Here is a 16,883-nt window from a genome sequence, read left to right as displayed (position 1 = left end):
TTCTGAGTGGTGGAGAATAAATAAAAGCGATAAATCTTATCTATGTATACAAACATCTCTCTCAGATACAGGATCTGCTGCTAATTCCTGGTAATATTATCTAGTTGAAGATGCTTTTGATGTGAACAAAAAAAATTATAATATTAGCTATTATTTTTTCGACATGAATGTCTATAAGCGTTTTTGAATTGATTAAAAGCCAATTTACCAGATATATAGGATGGACAAAGGAACCCAGTGACGTGCCTACCGATCATAGCCCAATTTTGTCCCGGTGGACACGCTTTGCTTTGTTCATCCTGCAAACTCTCAAATCTTAAATATAAAACTCCGCCTGTTCTGATTTACCATCAAATAACGTCATCAATTCGCGAACGGGACTAGGGTCAGATCGTGAACGATTTACTGCCCATGGTCAATGATAACTGCTTTACAAGGCGTGTCCTCGTGGATTGTCATTGGTTTCATAAATCCGTGGTTTTCATCCGGAGTAATTGGTATTAAATAGCCTTTAACTTTAACGTTACTCCGGCTATTATTGATAATTAAAGCCGCACTTTCAGCTAAATTTGAGTTGTGAATTTTTTTATTATCAAATTTAAATAAACCACACGAGAGTGCGGGAATATTTTTTTTCCGATTTCTCCACTCTTCTCTTGATTGTACATTGCCTACGGTAGCGCCTCTATGTAAGTAGGGGTTATTTACACCATTTATTTTCGCAGAATTTGTTTTATCATAAATGTTCTTTAAGATACTATCGGGTATGAGGGGGATGTCATTTTTATTGCAAACCGCTAACACCTTATAGTTATTTTGGAGTTTTTTTTGCTTAGTAATCTTAACCATTTCTCCACAGGTTCCTTCTTTGTCTTGGTCAATATAGTAATGGAGCTGATATTGTCCTTGTGAAATTGTGAGTACAAAACAGGGGAAACTTTGTATTTTTTTCCTGTCTGGGGTAGCAGCGTTATTTTTTTCACATTGGTAAACATATAACATTGCAGAAGATGATTTGGTTTCAACCTCGGGAGGGATTATATCCGCTGTGTCGCAGCCTAAAATGGTAAACCGCTTGAGCCGCGGATACTGCTTCTCATGCTTCAGTTCGTTGGCAACAGTATCAACTAGCTCCCTCGTGCTGTTGTAGGATGTTCTATTTTTCCTGGACCAGTGACAATTAACCGTGACTTCACTAACATATTTCATTAATTCATGATTGATGGCTGATGTATCTGTGGCTATCACGATCCCCTTTTTATAAAACTCTTTTTTCTTGAGATTACTAGTCATTTCAAGTTCAACTATATTTTGTGTCGTATCCTTATTTGTAATTATCAGTTTCATATTGAGATCATTTTTTTCGATGACCTGACCTAAATATTCCACAATTACTCTTGCAAGATTATGATGTTTTAATTTTTTTAGTTCATTCAGTTCGCTATTGAATTCTGCAAAAATGGTACTGGAATTTTCGAAATTTCTCTCTGACTTGAATTTTTGAGCTTTGACTTCCTTCTTAAACTCTTTTAATAATTTAACCATGTTATCTAAGCGCTTAGTTGCTTCATCAATAGTTGTACTCATAATAGTTGATCTATAGTTTGATGCTCTCTGATAATTATACTTTTTGATCTTATCTATTACAAACAGGCTATATTTAACCTTCAATTGGGCTGAAATGTTCCTTAAAGTATATTTTCAATTCCAACAATAAAGCAGCCCAAACTCCTATTAGGCCTGGGACGGCAACTTAACTTTTTGTGTACACTATGCTCTATTTACCTGTGGAAAGATGTCGGAGCAAAGGCCGAAAAGATATCGTTATCCCGTAGAGATAATCAGCCTTCCGGTATGGAGTTATCACCGACTTCATGATAGCTACCAAGATGTTTCAAATGAATAATGATGTTACAGCAGGATATATAAAGATGTTGATCGGTTGCGTAAGCCAATGCAGCAGGTTGTTAATTTTATACTTGAGCATATGATGGAGATGGCTGAATTATGAATATCAATGAACTAATAGAACACTGGAAATATATCTCATCAATAGTACGGGCGCCTCAAAGTACGGAGGATTATAATCAGTTGGCTAATGTCCTTGATCAGCTGTTGGATATAGTCAAGGATGATGAGTCTCATGAATTAATGGGATTAGTTGATATTATCAGTCACATGATTTCTATATACGATGAAACTCATGACTATTGATAAATTTAATAAATTAAAATCTTCTCTGTTTATGGTGGTAGGTTTAATCATACTAATTCTTCCATATTCACTAAATTCGTATTGCGATCAAATTATTTTAATAGCTGAATTTACTGTAAATTAGTTAATTAGCTGAGTAATCCATTGGTCGTATTTTAATCCTCCCAGTGCCCATCCCAGTTGTCTCTGATTAACGCCATCTCAACGAATTCTCTGTCAAAAAAATAATAATGTAATTGTATTTTTTTATCATAATCAAAAGCATTTTCAACAATATAGTACTCTGCAACTGCAGCGAATGTGCCATTTTGATATAAGGGGCCAGATATACATAGGTACTCTTTTTTGTTGAATGTAATTTTTCCTACAATCATGAGATTATTTATATTTCCTGGCTGGGCAATAGAGTGGTTCGAATGATTAATCGCATCGGATAATTTTGTCCTACTGTCACTTCTTACAAAATATTGGTTATCTTCTATACTAAAATGGTGCATAAAGAAATCAAATTGATACCGTTCTTCACTGCCATTAATTTCTTCATAATCATAACTTCCACCTAGCTCTATATGCTCAACATCATTTTTAACCGGAGTTATTGAACGAGGTGCCAAGCGCCATAGATCATTAGGAAGATACATGTAGATAACACTATCTCTATTGTCAGCTACTCCATCATGACATGAATCTATGACTTCTTTGGGTAGTTGGGCAAAAACTATTGAACTAGTGATTAAAATCGTAACTGTAAATAAGTATTTTAGAAGCATTTTTTTCTTAGACCAAAATATGATGAGGATGTGCTAGTTTTGAAAAAGCTTATACTTATTCTGATTAAATGTAGCAAGGGATTTCCTCAGAATTTTAAGCTTAATAAATTGGGATATTAAACGGCAAGTGATAGCTGAACATTTCTCATATCAAGAAATTAGCAGCGAGATTTCATGTTATTCCAGCTACTTTTATTGATTAATTTTAAAGCTATATTGTTTCAGATACATGCATCATGTAAGAAAACATCAAAATGTTAGCATGAACTGGCAAAAAGCGATTATTTTGTTAAGTATACAGAAATCCTATGTAAATATAGGATTTCTGTATACTTGGCCTGGCATTACAAGCTCTGTGAAGTCAGTAATAAAATTATTTTTGTTCATAATTGTTTTATGTTCATTAAAAATGAACAGAACGCAAAAATGAACAATGACGTTACAGCAGAGTATATCATGAAAGATGTTGAGCGATTAAGAAAACCCATGTAACAAATAGCTAATTTTATACTTAAGCATATGATTGAGACTGCGGATATTAGTTAATCAAAAAAATTTAATCGCTTGCATCGTTGCTCTAGCAATTCGAGATATTTTTCCTGCATCTCTTGAGATAAAAAACTGAAGCCAATCAGCTCTTGCCATTTTGGTATTACCTGATGGAACTCTTGTACGATCCCATCGATGACGTTCTGGTTTAATCCTAATTTTTCAATGGCAAAGTATTTAAGAAAATCACTCTTTGTTAAATTATTTTTTTTTCCTTTTAGAGGTAAAGCCAGTTCTTCTTTTGTGTTTTTTTGAGCGATGGTTGAGTTAAGTAAATCGTAGGCTGGTGATATGGAAATTTTTCTATCCTTCGTAATTAAGGAAAAGTTTTTTAGATGCATGTCTTCATTACCGACCAAGAAGTTAAACAACGTCAACTTAAATAATTTCACGAATTCAATTTTTGGGAATGTACAAAACTGTTCTATGACTGCAATTACTTTTTCCATAGAACTTTTATATTTTGTATGTCGATCTTCACCTGATAGCTGTGCAAAATCTTCTAAAGCTAACTTTTTATTATGGCCTATTCTATCAAAGCGTTTAATGAAGTAGGTTAAACTGTTGTCTTTAGAATAAACCAAACCATGAACCGGAACTTCGAGGCCTATAGTTTTTGCAAGGGTCATAGTAATGGCTTCATTTTCAGGCAATTCTGGATAAATATCACTTTGTGGTTTTAAAATATACTGACCATATTGATCCACGATTTCAAAACAGCCTTCTTTAATCTTTAGTTTTGCGCTTAGTTTCTTTTGGACGCCTTGAACAGACATCTTTCCTACTCGAGCAATTGCTTCCTGACGCTGCTCATCAGCACTTAAATCCAATGGACTAAGGTTTTTTAATTGAGGAGAAAGCAAATGCAATCCACGTTGCGAATAGTTTTCCTGGTCACTAATCTTTTCATAAGTAATAGGGCAGTGTTTCATCTTATTTCCTCAATAGTCACTGCGCCTACGACATCTTGGCCAACTAGTATCAATTGACCAAAATAATCATTTTTATCTATCTTGTATTTGCGTAATAGTGCTTCAAGCATAATGCCTTCAGGAAGTAATCCTTCAAAAAAAGGGGGGAACACGTCAAAATCATAGACCTTATTTTTCAACGGCATAGTGAGTGAAACAGGTGCGCCGTGATAATCCTCAAAGTAGGTAAATTGATAGGTTCCACCTTGTAATTCTTCTAATATTCCAGCCTTAATGCCACTCACCGATACGTATGCTTTTCTCATGAATTATTATCCGTTGTTTGAGGAAAAGGCGTTTCAAATTTTATTTGGATATTTAAAACATCGAGCACTTTTAGCAATGTATTTAGCCGCACCGATTCTTTCCCTTTTTCAATATCATAGATGACCGTCTTACCGACCCCCGCTAACCGGGCTAATTCTTGTTGTGATAAGCCGCTTTGTTTGCGGTAATAATGGATTAAATTGGCAATTTCGTGTTTGGGCATGGAACACCAAAAATTAATTATATATTACTGTTATAGCAGTAAAAATGATAAAAATAAATTTATTATTGCTTTTCTTGGCATTAATTCACCATAAATTACTGTTATGGCGGTAAATTTGATTGATTTCCTTATTTTCCCATATTTATTTATTATAAATTCCTAAAAATTACTGTTATCACGGTAAATTTGAGGGGGGAATAACAAAAAGTCATGTTTAGCCTCAAAATACATCCATTATGGATTAAAGGTTTGGCTAATATGGATTCTGAGTTCGTCCAAAATGGATTATATGTCCGTCTAATATGGAATAGAGCTTCGTCCAAAATGGAATGCAAATGAATTTTTTCGATTATTTAATGCTCATTGGTAGACGTATAAAAATATCTGGGACTAATGGGACACGTGGGGCATCCATGTCATTACTGGGCTAGACATGTCCCTAGCTTATTTGAGAACTTTGGGACGTATGGGACACGGATAATTCCTGCACTTAAGTAATAAAACTAAAGGTTATGATAAATTCGCGATTCGCGAATTGCGAATTTATGACATGTTATATTTCATTTTTAGTATCAATCAATATCCTTCGATAACACATCTTTGAAATTGATCTTTTGTGCTTGACATTCTTTGAGGGAATACGAGATACTTTTTCCAAGCTTAAGGAGTAAGCCCGATGTTCCAACAAAATGTAGGCAGTTGGAAGTCAAAGGATTAGGAGAAAAGAATATCAATCAATTGTCCAGGGTGATACTGGATGATGCGTTGAGTTCTGTTCAAGGAAGATACATCTCGGCATTTGGCAGAGGTGTAAATAACTGAGGAATTTCCTATGACTTTAAAAAATCCATCCCGTTTACATCTATTAAACGAATTTGAATCTGCGCCACATTCTGCGCTTTTTAATCAACAAACGATTGCTGCAGTATTAAGCTGCTCCACCCAGTTACTTGAACGTAACCGCTGGGCGGGTGGTGGTGTTCCCTATTTAAAAATCGGTCGTAAGGTGTTGTATCGAAAAAGCGATGTGTTGAACTTTCTCCAACAACAAAAAATTTATTACTCAACCAGTGACGAAGGTCAGTTACAGCTCGTTGAGAACGCATAAATTTAGAATTAGTCAGAATGAATTGGATTCATTCCGATGGTTGACTGTTGTTTGGAGAATAATGTATGTCACAAAATCATGTTATTGAATTAGCCAATACACTAAAGCAGCGTCCAATTGTATGCGACTATACCGGTGGTCGTTTTCGGTTAACTAATGAGGGGCTAACTTATATCGGTATTGATAGGGATGGCACTCCTTTACCACCTCGGTGGATATGTGCACCATTGCATATCGTTGCCAAAACCCGAGATGCTCAGAGCGGTGAGTGGGGTCGTTTGCTGGAATGGCAAGATGATGATGGGATAACTCATCAGTGGGCGATGCCATTGGCTTTATTGCAGGGTGATGCCTCCGATGTAAGGCGAGAGCTGGCAAGATTAGGATTGAGTATTTCACCTCATAGAACTGCTCGTGATTTGTTAGCCTCCTATTTACAAGTCTTTCCAGTAGACGCACGTGCAAGATGCGTTGATAAACTGGGTTGGCATGGCGATGTCTTTGTAACCGCTTCCCAATGTATCGGGCAATCAACAGAGAAGATTGTCTTCCAAAATACCAATGCCATTGAACCGGCAATGTCCATCAAAGGCAGCGTTGATAAATGGCGAGATTCAATAGGTCGTCTGGCTTCCGGCAACTCAAGATTGGTATTTGCCATCTCGGTAGCACTTGCTCCAGTTCTAGCAAAGATTGTTGGTGAAGACTCAGGAGGCTTTCATTTCAGAGGTGCATCCTCATCAGGTAAAAGCACTGCATTGAGTCTGGCTGCCTCTGTTTGGGGAAACCCACAATCTTATTGCCGTTTATGGCGCAGCACTACCAATGGGCTTGAAGGCTTAGCCGCATTGCATAATGACGGCTTGCTGATTCTTGATGAACTTAGTCAAATGGATCCTAGAGAAGCAGGGGAGGCAGCTTATTTACTGGCCAATGGTCAGGGAAAAACACGTGCCTCTCGTACTGGCACAGTCAGGCAATCTTCTCGATGGTCTTTATTTTTCTTATCTGCTGGTGAAGAGTCCTTGACGGCACTCATGGCAAAATCAGGACAACGCATTAATGCAGGTCAGGAAATCAGGCTTGCTGATATTGAGGCGGATGCTGGCTGTCAGATGGGGATCTTTGAAACGATTCATGATCAGCTCAGTCCAGCTAGCATGGCCTTATCGCTCAAGAAGTACAGCAGCGGATATCATGGCGCAATCGGCAGGGCGTGGCTAAATCAAGTGGTTGCTAACCGGCAAACAATCAGTCGATTCATTACCGACACCATTCAATCTTTTGTTGATATCGTCATTCAGCCTGATGCAACAGGCCAGATTATCCGTGTTGCCAGACGCTTTGCACTGGTTGCTGCTGCGGGAGAATTGGCCAGTCAATTTGGTCTGACAGGATGGAAAAAAGGCGAATCTTTCCATGCTGCGAAGACTTGTTTCATTGCATGGCAGGATGCTTTTGGAGTTGATGGCCACCGCGAAGATCGCGCCATTATGGCGCAGGTACGCGCTTTCTTTGAATCCCATGGTGCCAGCCGATTTGATAATGTCAACTCACCCAACAATGACAAGATTCTCAATCGCGCAGGATTTTATCATACAGATGGCGAAGGGTTTAGAATCTACATGGTGTTAACCGAGACGTACAAAAATGAGTTATGCAAAGGCTTTGATCAACGCACCGTGACAAGGGTTTTATTACAAGCTGGCTGGCTGAAACCCGCCTCCGATGGCAAAGCCTCACACAAGCCAAGAATAAAGGGAGTTGGCACCCCAAGATTATATGTTTTTACCGGTAAGATTTGGGGAGGTGAATAAAATTGCCTATACCATCGGTTTTTACGTTGAGCACCGAAGGTGCGAATAAGGCTCGTGAAGTTTGGCAACCAGCTCGCTGGTTAGCTAACTTCACCTATCTTGCCCTGCATTTTGAAATTTATTTTGGAACCGTCTTTTGGTGATTATTTGTAATTGTTCGTTATATAACGATTAGTAACGAAAATAATCATGAATAAATAGAAATAAATAATAAATTACCGAAAGTTACCAAAAAGGGCGTTGCATGTGACCTAAAAGGTCGAAAATAAATAGAAATAAACGATAAAACTCAAAGGATTGAATAACCAAAAATATGGAGTGTACCCCATGAAAAAATCCTTAACAGAAAACATAACGACTTCTAAACAGAATCCACAAAGAACGAACACCAGAAAACATAAAGTGGAATTCCTAGCTATGCGTGAAGACATTTCCGAAGCCTTGGAAAAAGGATGGTCAATTATCGTCATATGGGAAACGCTTAGGGATGAGGGGAGCTTCACAGCAACTTACAATACATTCAGGTTATACGTATTGAAATACCTGAATGGCCAAAAGTCCGGTTATTCGCAAAAGGACATCAACGTTCAGCAGCCGAAGAGACTGGCTGTAAATCAAGACAAAGAGAGAAAGCCAAGCGCTATGCCTTCATTTACCTTTAATCCTATACCTAATTTAGAGGAATTATTATAATTGGATGGATTTTTATTGGTGGATATAGTTTCCAATAAGTCCCACATGCCCCACCTTCATTGTATGGGGTGGGGGCGGCTAAAACCTAGTAGCAACGCGCCTGCCCCAAATGTCCCCTTTGTCCCTGAGATATTGGACAACATGCTTATGTGAATCTACGTTTATAAATTATATATGTTATCAATCGAGTCTGAGCCCATTGATTGGGATTTACATGAAAAGGGGATTGCTTGATGGAATAGATCCTGTATTAGGATTTCGTCTAATACAGGCTACGCTTGCTGTATTTTGTAACAGCATTTTTTGAACCTACAATAGAAGTAAAATTTCTATTTATCTAATTGATTTGCGTAGAATTATTTGGGCTTTAGTTGCAGATATTTCTCCATGAGTTCATTACAGTGTGATTCTGATATTTTAGGAATTTGTTCTTGAGGGGCATGACGTGAATTGTAACTATCAACCCTAGAGATTTTATTTCCGTTTTGACCTTCTTTGTAGTGATTATCTCCGACTACAAAGTAATCAGTATTTTTAAAATTTAAATTTTTGGTTTGTCCCTCGCCTCTTATTTTACCGCCAAGATTTTCAATTCTTTCTCCAAATTCCTTTTTGGTTTTACAGGATCTAAAATTGCCTAAGAGATGAAAAGTTTTTTCAGAGAATTCTAATGCATCGAGTGTATGATAAGGCTTTTGTGCTGGTAAATGGAATCTGACCATAATTCGTCCTTGAAAGTCTTTACTTAATTATAGTCTATGCTTGTATCTTTGTGGTTTAATCTTGACCAATGATTTTGATACATCAATTTTGATACATCAATTGAGGCAATTCAATCCCATAATCCCATAAGAATAAGATATAATATTCAAAACTTGGGCTCTACCCCAACAAAGGGGGCATTTTAATCAAGTTAGTCTAGACTAACCCTTTGATTTGACGGTCAAAAGGAAGATTAAAATGCCTAAGAAAGATTGTATCCTAAATTTGCCAGGATATTCTATTAAAAAAGTGAGCGGAGAGAACCCGGTTTATATTGAAGTAAACTATCGTTGTGTTGTTCGTTGTATTCATTGTGGTAATAAAAAATTACGCGTAAAAGACAGTTTTATAAGACGTATACGTCATGAGTCTATTGGTTTACGTCGTAGCTATTTATGCTTAAAGGCGCATAAATATTATTGTCCTTCTTGCGGACGTTATTTTAATCAACGCTTTCCGGGGATAGGTAAGTATCAAAGAGCCAGCGAGAGTTTGCGTAAACAGGTGTTTCACTATCACAGCAAAGGAGTCAGTCAAAAGGATTTGGCGCGCGACTTAAAGCTGGGTAAATCGACGGTAGAGCGCTGGTATCATTATGGTTATGAGCTTCGCTATAAGAAGATAGCGACTCGTTCCTGCCCCCGAGTATTAGGACTTGATGAGCATTCATTTAATAGAAAGGTGGGTTATGCTACAACCTTTTGTGACTTGGCCAAACATAAAATATTTGATGTAGTTGAGGGGCGCTCAGAAAAGGACTTAGAGAGCTACCTTAATACCTTGGAAGGAAAAGAGAAAGTACAGGTAGTCTGTATTGACTTAAGCTCGAGTTACCGCAAGTTGATCAGGCATTACTTTCCCAATGCCATGATTGTTGCCGATCGCTTTCATGTGATTCGTTTATTGAATCAACTCTGTTTGCAGACTTATCAGCAGATTGATCCCGAAATGAAGTATCAGCGAGGCCTCTTGGCCGCATTGAGAACTAATCCTAATAATCTCACGGTAAAGCGACTCAATAGACGAGAACGTTATTTGCAACAGCAGCCTGTCATTGCTGCAATATATTACTTTAAACAGCGATTACATCGGCTTCTCATGCGAAAACATCGTACCGCAAAACAGTGTACGCGTTTAATACCTCTCTTTCTTAAACTGGTTGCCAGTCTGAAAGAAAGCCCTTTTGAATCACTCAAAACGTTAGGTAAAACATTATATCAATGGCGGGAAGAAGTAGTTAGAATGTGGCGGTTTACTAAAAACAACGGCATTACTGAAGGCTTTCATCGTAAGATGAAACTGATTCAACGGCGTGCTTATGGGTTTAGAAATTTTGAAAATTACAGGTTAAGGGTTAAAGTTTTGTGTTCTTGATTAGCGCCCCCGGAAATGGGAAGAGCCAAGACCCCTTTATTTTCTGTCTACATTGCGTCTACATGACTTTTTCGAATTTTCTAAAACTACCGTAACTACTTGATTTTATTGGTGGGCCCACTAGGACTTGAACCTAGGACCAACGGATTATGAGTCCGCTGCTCTGACCAACTGAGCTATGGGCCCGGAGAGGGGGTCATTTTAAACTTAATTTCTTTAATGTTCTACTATTTTTTATATTTTTTTAATGACTGTTTGTAAAAACAGTCATTAAATTAACCTTCGTCTCCTTCAAGGAAGCTTCTTAGCTTTTCTGAACGTGAAGGGTGGCGCAATTTGCGTAGTGCTTTTGCTTCGATTTGGCGAATACGTTCGCGGGTTACGTCAAATTGTTTACCAACTTCTTCCAGAGTATGGTCTGTATTCATTTCGATACCAAAACGCATACGCAGAACCTTGGCTTCTCGTGGGGTCAAGGTTTCCAGTATTTCTAAAGTGGCTTCTCTTAAACCTTCCGCTGTAGCCATATCGATTGGCGATTCAATGTTGTTGTCTTCAATAAAATCACCCAGATGAGAGTCGTCATCATCACCGACAGGGGTTTCCATGGAAATAGGTTCTTTGGCTATCTTTAGAACTTTGCGAATTTTATCTTCACTTAGCTCCATTTTTTCCGCCAATTCTTCCGGTGTCGCTTCCCGGCCAGTTTCTTGCAAAATTTGCCGAGAAATACGATTGAGCTTATTGATGGTTTCAATCATATGAACCGGAATACGAATAGTCCGCGCCTGATCGGCTATGGATCGTGTAATCGCTTGTCTAATCCACCAGGTCGCATAGGTAGAAAACTTATAGCCACGGCGGTATTCGAATTTATCGACTGCTTTCATCAGGCCGATGTTGCCTTCCTGGATCAAATCAAGAAACTGCAAGCCGCGGTTGGTGTATTTTTTGGCGATAGAAATCACGAGACGCAAGTTAGCCTCGACCATTTCTTTTTTAGCACGTCTTGCTTTGGCTTCGCCAATAGACATCTTGCGGTTAATGTCTTTGATTTCACTAATGGTTAAACCATATTCGATTTCAAAAGAGGCCAACTTGGATTGTAAGCGCAGTATTTCTTCCCGATTTTCTTCTATACGCTGAAGATCAAGTTTTTTGGCATGTTTGCTGATAATGGTTTCTAACCAGCCTAGATCTGTTTCCTGGCCTGGGAAGGTATCTATAAACAATTTTCTGGGGATGCGTGCTTTTTCGATGCAAAGACGCATAATGCTTCTCTCAAATTCACGGATATGATTTCGCAATTGGCGAAAATGACGAGTTAATTTATCAACTTGTCTGGAAGTCAATTTGAGTTTCAGAAAAGATTCCGACATGGAATCGAGCAACTCGACCGTTTTTTTATTCGTACGGCCATGTTCTTTGAGGGCTTTCATTGCCTTTTCAAAGGCTTCACGCAGTTCATCAAAGTAAATCTTCGCTTGCTCAGGATTGGGTCCATCATCCACATCAGATATACCACCTTCGCCGTCTTCATCTTCCTCATCCACATCAAGAAGTATTTCTTCCTGTTGCTCTTCATCCAGCATGGAGCCAATGTTAGTGGCAGGTGCTATTTCTTCATCAACATCCGCAAAACCACTAATGATTTCATTAAGGCGAATTTCTTCGGCAAGGAAACGATCATAGTCTTCAAGAACCAGTTGCACTGTTTCCGGATAATGCGCCAGGGATTTTAGGACCTGGTAAATTCCTTCTTCAATGCGTTTGGCAATGCGGATTTCACCTTCACGAGTCAGCAGTTCTACTGTACCCATTTCGCGCATATACATACGAACCGGGTCAGTTGTTCTACCTGTTTCTTTATCCACAGAGGCGAGTACCATGGCTGCTTCTTCAATATCTGGGACTTCTTCAGTATTTAATAAGAGCGCAAGTTCATCTTCACTGGGTGGAAGCTCAAAAACTTTGATGTTCATGCCTTCCAGCATGCTAATGATTACATCAAAATGCTCCGTATCCACAATATTAGGTAATAAGTCATTAATTTGACTGTAAGTCAAATAACCTTGCTCTTTACCCAGGCTAATGACTTTCGTAATTTGTGAGCTTTGCTGATCTTGGTCATTCATGGTCATAGGCACTTCTGTTGGAACAATGGGAAATTACAAAAAGTTTTAAATTATAAACTGGGTAGCTGCAACATACCAGTATTTCAGTATTTTTATTTTTCAATTTCAGCTTGCCCATGTCTTTCCTTTAATAAATTTTGTAAACTGAGCCGTTCAGCTTCTGTTAAGCCAGTTTTTCTGGATTTTTCTATGTATTGTCGTATCAATATCTCACGATTTTGTTTTTGTAAAAATAATAAGACATCAATAAATTCTTTAGTCAGCTCCTGCTCAGGCACTTGATGATCCCAGGCTGCCAATTTAACTATCAATTCAAAATAACTGCTATTGCGCCAGAATTCAATGAGGGTGGCAGTATTGGCATTGGGCTTGTCTTTTAATTGTTGCAATAATTTCAATAAAATATGATGCTCCTGTTCATGGAGCAAAGCAGGATTGATTTGTTGTATTGCTATAGAATAAATTTCGGGGTTTTGTAAGAGGAGCGCGATAGCAATACGCAGTGGTGAACGAGAAATAGCAGCTTGTACTTCCGGCTTGCTTTCCGATTTATCAGTAATCAAATTAGTTAACCGATGGCTTTCAATATGGGTTAAGCGTGACAGGTCATCAATAAGCAACTGTTTGTATGAGCCCTCAACCATTTTTTGCAAATAGGGTTTCACTGCGTTGATAAGCTGTGTTTTTCCTGCAGGGTTTGACAAATTAATGTCTTTACTTAACGTATCAAAGAAAAAGCGGTGGAGTGGTGTTGCTTGTTGCAAGAGCTCGAGGAAACCGTTTTTTCCTTCATTTCTTACCAGGCTATCCGGGTCATGTTCATTCGGCAAGAAAATAAATCCGGCATCTAATCCGGCATTCAAATGCGGTAAACTGCTCTCCAATGCTCGCCAGGCTGCTTGTTTACCCGCTGCATCACCATCAAAGCAAAAAATGAGATGTTTGGTATGCTTTGCCAATAGTTGTATATGGAATGTGCTGGTGGCAGTTCCCAATGTTGCTACCACATTAAAAATGCCATGTTGTGCCAAGGCAATGACATCCATGTAACCTTCAACAACAATAATACTGTCGGGATTTTTCTGCTGAGATAGAACTTGATGTAAGCCATATAACTCACGACTTTTTTGAAAAAGTACTGTTTCAGGCGAGTTAAGGTATTTGGGTTTTTGATCTTTATCGAGTACACGTCCACCAAAACCAATCACACGACCGTTTCTGTCATGGATGGGGAACATAATTCGATTACGATATCTATCATAAATTTTACCTTCATCGCTTTTAATGAGCATACCGGTACTCAATAGTTCACGCTGATTGTTTGGGAAAGCTTTTTCCAGGTTATGCCAACCTTCAGGTGCATAGCCTAAATGATATCGTTTGGCAATTTCCCCACTAAGACCTCGGTTGCGAAGGTAGTCAATTGCCACTTGTCCATTATATTTTAATTTTTTTTGGTAATATTGGCTGACTTCTGACATGAGATTATAGAGATTGAGAGATGATTTATGTTTCTCTCCTGTACCATCCCGTGGGACACTTAAACCCAAGCGTGTCGCGAGGGTTTCAACAGCATCTGTAAAACCTTGATTCAGATAATTCATTACAAAACTGATGGCGTTACCTGAAGCGCCACAACCAAAACAATGATAAAATTGTTTTTTTGCAACGACATTGAATGATGGTGTTTTCTCATTATGGAAAGGGCAACATGCAATATGACTGTTGCCTCTTTTTTTCAAAGGAACATATCCGTCTATTAATTCCACCAAATCAGTGCGGTTTAATAGATCATCAATGAATGGCTGTGGGATTAAGCCAGACATATTGGAACTCAGCTTAATTTCGCCTTTATCCGGGCGCTGACTTGGGCCATGTCCGCGCGTCCTTGTAATTTTGGCTTAAGGATAGCCATGACTTTACCCATATCAGACATTTTTTCAGCGCCAGTAGACTTGATCGCGTCGCAGATTAACTCTTCAATTTCATTGTCAGTTAAAGGTTCAGGCAGGTATTTTGAAATGATATTCAATTCAAACTGCTCCTGGGCAACGAGATCGTCACGGCTTGCTTTTTCAAATTGAGCAATAGATTCTTTGCGTTGTTTGGACATTTTATCCAGGATGACTAACATGCGCTCGTCATCCACTTCAATGCGCTCATCAACTTCAATTTGTTTTACCGCAGCACTGATTAAGCGTAAAGCATTGAGCAAGTTTTTGTCCTTTGCGCGCATAGCGTCTTTAATGTCATTGTTGATTTGTTCTTTTATAGTCATTTTAATTCCTTAAAAAACAAAAGGTCACATACAATGTGACCTTGGTGTAATATAGGACGAGCTGCGATTTACTACCGAAACTGCCACGAAGGCTAATTTCAAATAAAAACAATTAAAAATAACAGAGCTTCCAAAATAGGGCACTGTTTAAGTGCCTCACGCAAACTTGCTTTTTAGTGCAGTCAATCTTGAAAAAATCAGATCAGGTAGTGCTTTTTTTACGTCGGTGACCAACACCTCGTCTTGAACTAACATCACGAGATATTTTTTTAAGATGACGTTTTACTGCAGCAGCTTGCTTGCGCTTACGCTCTGCGGTTGGTTTTTCATAAAACTCACGGCGACGTAATTCGGTTAAAATACCGGCTTTTTCACAAGAGCGTTTGAAACGTCGTAGTGCATATTCTGGGTTTTCGCCTTCTTTTACACGAACGGTAGGCATTAACTAGTCCTCTGGTTATTTAATCTTAATAGGTGGGCAATTCTAGTGCTAGATTTTCCACACGTCAAGATTAATCTATACGTTTCTTGCTATTTTAGCAAATTATCAAGACATTGTTCTTTAATTTAATGGTATCTTTTGTCTGTGATATAATTGAAAAATGATTAAAATCTGGAAAATTGATTCCGATTATTGAGGTAGTTCATGCTTGTATTGGGTATAGAGTCTTCCTGTGATGAAACAGGTGTTGCTGTCTATGATTCAGAATCAGGATTATTGTCCCACGCCTTGCATTCACAAATTGCCACTCATCGTGTACATGGCGGTGTTGTTCCAGAACTGGCATCAAGAGATCATGTGAATTACTTGGTTCCTTTGGTCGATGAGGTACTAACTAAAGCGCAAATTCGTAAAAACCAATTGGATGGAATAGCTTACACCGCAGGACCTGGATTAATTGGCGCTTTGTTAGTTGGCTCCTGCTTTGCCAAAAGTCTCGCCTACGCCTTAAATATCCCGGCATTGGCTATTCATCATTTGGAAGCCCATCTGTTAGCCGCAAAAATGGAAACCCCATCTCTGGACTTTCCCTTTATTGCCCTGTTGGTTTCCGGTGGCCATTGTCAACTGATAGAAGTAAATAATATTGGTGAGTATCGATTATTAGGAGATACTCTCGACGATGCAGTAGGAGAAGCCTTTGACAAGACAGCCAAACTGATGGGGATTCCCTATCCTGGAGGAGCCGTGTTGGCAAATTTGGCTGATCAATGTTTATCAACTCCCTATCAATTTCCCCGTCCCATGACTGACAGGCCAGGCTTGGACTTTAGTTTTAGCGGACTAAAAACTCATGCCTTAAACACCTGGAATCAAAGTGAAAAAAAAGAAAGCGACCGCTCCGAAATTGCAAAAGCATTCCAACAAGCAGTAGTTGAAACACTAATTATAAAATGCAAAAGAGCAATTAAAGAGTCTCAATCAAAGCGCCTTGTGGTAGCCGGTGGAGTAGGAGCCAATAAAGCGTTGCGCAGCGCTTTGCAAAAATGGATTAAGGACATCCAAGGGGAAGTGTACTTCCCCGCTCTGGAATATTGCACAGATAATGGTGCAATGGTCGCTTATGCAGGATGTTTGCGCATGATGCGGGGGGAGATTGATGGGGGGTTGGGGGTTATAGTCAAACCTCGTTGGCCCCTCGCTTGAACGCCCGTCTTCGGCGCATCTTGCCAGATCATTGCTCTAAAAAATGCTCATGTACTCATCTATACACTCCGCTT

The 16,883-nt window shown here is 38.7% G+C and carries 17 protein-coding genes and 1 tRNA gene; 7 read left to right on the top strand and 11 right to left on the bottom strand.

Features of this window, described 5'->3' with window-relative positions; genetic code table 11:
• Positions 1 to 402: 402 nt before the first annotated feature.
• The gene (locus LPG_RS11940) at positions 403 to 1,671 is read right to left on the bottom strand and encodes a lpg2372 family Dot/Icm T4SS effector (RefSeq protein WP_010948076.1); all 1,269 of its coding nucleotides are present in this window, start codon (positions 1,669 to 1,671) and stop codon (positions 403 to 405) included.
• Between the two features lie 336 nt (positions 1,672 to 2,007).
• On the opposite strand from LPG_RS11940, the gene LPG_RS11935 reads away from it, so the two are divergent.
• A complete protein-coding gene (locus LPG_RS11935; RefSeq protein WP_015444115.1) occupies positions 2,008 to 2,214 on the top strand; it encodes a hypothetical protein in 207 nt (68 codons plus the stop codon).
• A 155-nt stretch (positions 2,215 to 2,369) separates the two neighbouring features.
• Here the strand turns inward: LPG_RS11935 and LPG_RS11930 are convergent, their stop codons facing one another.
• The 4 genes from LPG_RS11930 to LPG_RS11910 all read right to left on the bottom strand — a co-directional run bounded on the left by LPG_RS11930 (position 2,370) and on the right by LPG_RS11910 (position 4,994).
• Positions 2,370 to 2,984 carry a hypothetical protein gene (locus LPG_RS11930; protein WP_010948075.1) on the bottom strand — a complete coding sequence of 205 codons (615 nt, stop codon included), beginning with the start codon at positions 2,982 to 2,984 and terminating at the stop codon, positions 2,370 to 2,372.
• A gap of 542 nt (positions 2,985 to 3,526) precedes the next feature.
• Positions 3,527 to 4,465: a lpg2370 family Dot/Icm T4SS effector gene (locus tag LPG_RS11920; RefSeq protein WP_010948074.1), complete on the bottom strand. Its 939-nt coding sequence runs from the start codon at positions 4,463 to 4,465 to the stop codon at positions 3,527 to 3,529.
• The gene (locus tag LPG_RS11915) at positions 4,462 to 4,770 is read right to left on the bottom strand and encodes a HipA N-terminal domain-containing protein (protein ID WP_010948073.1); all 309 of its coding nucleotides are present in this window, start codon (positions 4,768 to 4,770) and stop codon (positions 4,462 to 4,464) included. Before LPG_RS11915 ends, LPG_RS11920 begins: the two co-directional genes overlap by 4 nt.
• The gene (locus tag LPG_RS11910; protein WP_006870829.1) at positions 4,767 to 4,994 is read right to left on the bottom strand and encodes a helix-turn-helix transcriptional regulator; all 228 of its coding nucleotides are present in this window, start codon (positions 4,992 to 4,994) and stop codon (positions 4,767 to 4,769) included. The genes LPG_RS11915 and LPG_RS11910 overlap by 4 nt, the downstream gene beginning before the upstream one ends.
• Before the next feature lie 832 nt (positions 4,995 to 5,826).
• Between LPG_RS11910 and LPG_RS11905 the strand changes: the two genes are divergently transcribed.
• The 4 genes from LPG_RS11905 (at position 5,827) to LPG_RS11890 (ending at position 8,612) form a co-directional block, all read left to right on the top strand.
• On the top strand, positions 5,827 to 6,102 hold the full coding sequence (locus tag LPG_RS11905; protein WP_010948072.1) for a helix-turn-helix domain-containing protein: 276 nt from the start codon (positions 5,827 to 5,829) through the stop codon (positions 6,100 to 6,102).
• A gap of 65 nt (positions 6,103 to 6,167) precedes the next feature.
• On the top strand, positions 6,168 to 7,919 hold the full coding sequence (locus LPG_RS11900; RefSeq protein ID WP_010948071.1) for a DUF927 domain-containing protein: 1,752 nt from the start codon (positions 6,168 to 6,170) through the stop codon (positions 7,917 to 7,919).
• Between the two features lie 2 nt (positions 7,920 to 7,921).
• A complete protein-coding gene (locus LPG_RS11895) occupies positions 7,922 to 8,062 on the top strand; it encodes a hypothetical protein (protein ID WP_153802426.1) in 141 nt (46 codons plus the stop codon).
• Positions 8,063 to 8,246: 184 nt separating this feature from the next.
• On the top strand, positions 8,247 to 8,612 hold the full coding sequence (locus LPG_RS11890) for a TraK family protein (RefSeq protein ID WP_010948070.1): 366 nt from the start codon (positions 8,247 to 8,249) through the stop codon (positions 8,610 to 8,612).
• 356 nt (positions 8,613 to 8,968) lie between these two features.
• On the opposite strand, the gene LPG_RS11885 is transcribed toward LPG_RS11890, so the two are convergent.
• Complete coding sequence (locus tag LPG_RS11885; protein WP_010948069.1) at positions 8,969 to 9,334, bottom strand: BRCT domain-containing protein; 366 nt, start codon at positions 9,332 to 9,334, stop codon at positions 8,969 to 8,971.
• Between the two features lie 238 nt (positions 9,335 to 9,572).
• Between LPG_RS11885 and LPG_RS11880 the strand changes: the two genes are divergently transcribed.
• On the top strand, positions 9,573 to 10,748 hold the full coding sequence (locus LPG_RS11880) for an ISL3 family transposase (protein ID WP_015444121.1): 1,176 nt from the start codon (positions 9,573 to 9,575) through the stop codon (positions 10,746 to 10,748).
• 109 nt (positions 10,749 to 10,857) lie between these two features.
• On the opposite strand, the gene LPG_RS11875 is transcribed toward LPG_RS11880, so the two are convergent.
• From LPG_RS11875 to rpsU, 5 genes are all read right to left on the bottom strand, one after another.
• Positions 10,858 to 10,934 (bottom strand) — tRNA-Ile (locus LPG_RS11875).
• Positions 10,935 to 11,023: 89 nt separating this feature from the next.
• Positions 11,024 to 12,889 (bottom strand): RNA polymerase sigma factor RpoD, encoded by a 1,866-nt coding sequence (rpoD, locus tag LPG_RS11870; RefSeq protein ID WP_011216252.1) that lies wholly within the window; start codon positions 12,887 to 12,889, stop codon positions 11,024 to 11,026.
• 86 nt (positions 12,890 to 12,975) lie between these two features.
• Positions 12,976 to 14,709: a DNA primase gene (gene dnaG, locus LPG_RS11865; protein ID WP_014842314.1), complete on the bottom strand. Its 1,734-nt coding sequence runs from the start codon at positions 14,707 to 14,709 to the stop codon at positions 12,976 to 12,978.
• An 8-nt stretch (positions 14,710 to 14,717) separates the two neighbouring features.
• Positions 14,718 to 15,161, bottom strand: a complete 444-nt coding sequence (locus LPG_RS11860; RefSeq protein WP_010948065.1) for a lpg2359 family Dot/Icm T4SS effector — start codon at positions 15,159 to 15,161, stop codon at positions 14,718 to 14,720.
• 202 nt (positions 15,162 to 15,363) lie between these two features.
• Positions 15,364 to 15,603 (bottom strand): 30S ribosomal protein S21, encoded by a 240-nt coding sequence (rpsU, locus tag LPG_RS11855; protein WP_010948064.1) that lies wholly within the window; start codon positions 15,601 to 15,603, stop codon positions 15,364 to 15,366.
• Between the two features lie 204 nt (positions 15,604 to 15,807).
• Between rpsU and tsaD the strand changes: the two genes are divergently transcribed.
• Complete coding sequence (gene tsaD / locus LPG_RS11850; protein ID WP_010948063.1) at positions 15,808 to 16,809, top strand: tRNA (adenosine(37)-N6)-threonylcarbamoyltransferase complex transferase subunit TsaD; 1,002 nt, start codon at positions 15,808 to 15,810, stop codon at positions 16,807 to 16,809.
• The last annotated feature ends 74 nt before the right edge of the window (positions 16,810 to 16,883 follow it).

It is taken from the genome of Legionella pneumophila subsp. pneumophila str. Philadelphia 1, assembly GCF_000008485.1.
Taxonomy (GTDB): domain Bacteria; phylum Pseudomonadota; class Gammaproteobacteria; order Legionellales; family Legionellaceae; genus Legionella; species Legionella pneumophila.
Note: the sequence above shows the minus strand (reverse complement) of the source record. Positions and strands in the feature narration are given on the sequence as shown.

Excerpts from the sequence above, each read along its gene's own strand:
- rpsU (WP_010948064.1), bottom strand. The coding sequence starts at position 15,603 with ATGCCTACCGTTCGTGTAAAAGAAGGCGAAAACCCAGAATATGCACTA.
- LPG_RS11885 (WP_010948069.1), bottom strand. The coding sequence starts at position 9,334 with ATGGTCAGATTCCATTTACCAGCACAAAAGCCTTATCATACACTCGAT.
- LPG_RS11905 (WP_010948072.1), top strand. The coding sequence starts at position 5,827 with ATGACTTTAAAAAATCCATCCCGTTTACATCTATTAAACGAATTTGAA.
- rpoD (WP_011216252.1), bottom strand. The coding sequence starts at position 12,889 with ATGACCATGAATGACCAAGATCAGCAAAGCTCACAAATTACGAAAGTC.
- LPG_RS11900 (WP_010948071.1), top strand. The coding sequence starts at position 6,168 with ATGTCACAAAATCATGTTATTGAATTAGCCAATACACTAAAGCAGCGT.
- tsaD (WP_010948063.1), top strand. The coding sequence starts at position 15,808 with ATGCTTGTATTGGGTATAGAGTCTTCCTGTGATGAAACAGGTGTTGCT.
- dnaG (WP_014842314.1), bottom strand. The coding sequence starts at position 14,709 with ATGTCTGGCTTAATCCCACAGCCATTCATTGATGATCTATTAAACCGC.
- LPG_RS11920 (WP_010948074.1), bottom strand. The coding sequence starts at position 4,465 with ATGAAACACTGCCCTATTACTTATGAAAAGATTAGTGACCAGGAAAAC.
- LPG_RS11910 (WP_006870829.1), bottom strand. The coding sequence starts at position 4,994 with ATGCCCAAACACGAAATTGCCAATTTAATCCATTATTACCGCAAACAA.
- LPG_RS11860 (WP_010948065.1), bottom strand. The coding sequence starts at position 15,161 with ATGACTATAAAAGAACAAATCAACAATGACATTAAAGACGCTATGCGC.
- LPG_RS11930 (WP_010948075.1), bottom strand. The coding sequence starts at position 2,984 with ATGCTTCTAAAATACTTATTTACAGTTACGATTTTAATCACTAGTTCA.
- LPG_RS11935 (WP_015444115.1), top strand. The coding sequence starts at position 2,008 with ATGAATATCAATGAACTAATAGAACACTGGAAATATATCTCATCAATA.
- LPG_RS11890 (WP_010948070.1), top strand. The coding sequence starts at position 8,247 with ATGAAAAAATCCTTAACAGAAAACATAACGACTTCTAAACAGAATCCA.
- LPG_RS11915 (WP_010948073.1), bottom strand. The coding sequence starts at position 4,770 with ATGAGAAAAGCATACGTATCGGTGAGTGGCATTAAGGCTGGAATATTA.
- LPG_RS11880 (WP_015444121.1), top strand. The coding sequence starts at position 9,573 with ATGCCTAAGAAAGATTGTATCCTAAATTTGCCAGGATATTCTATTAAA.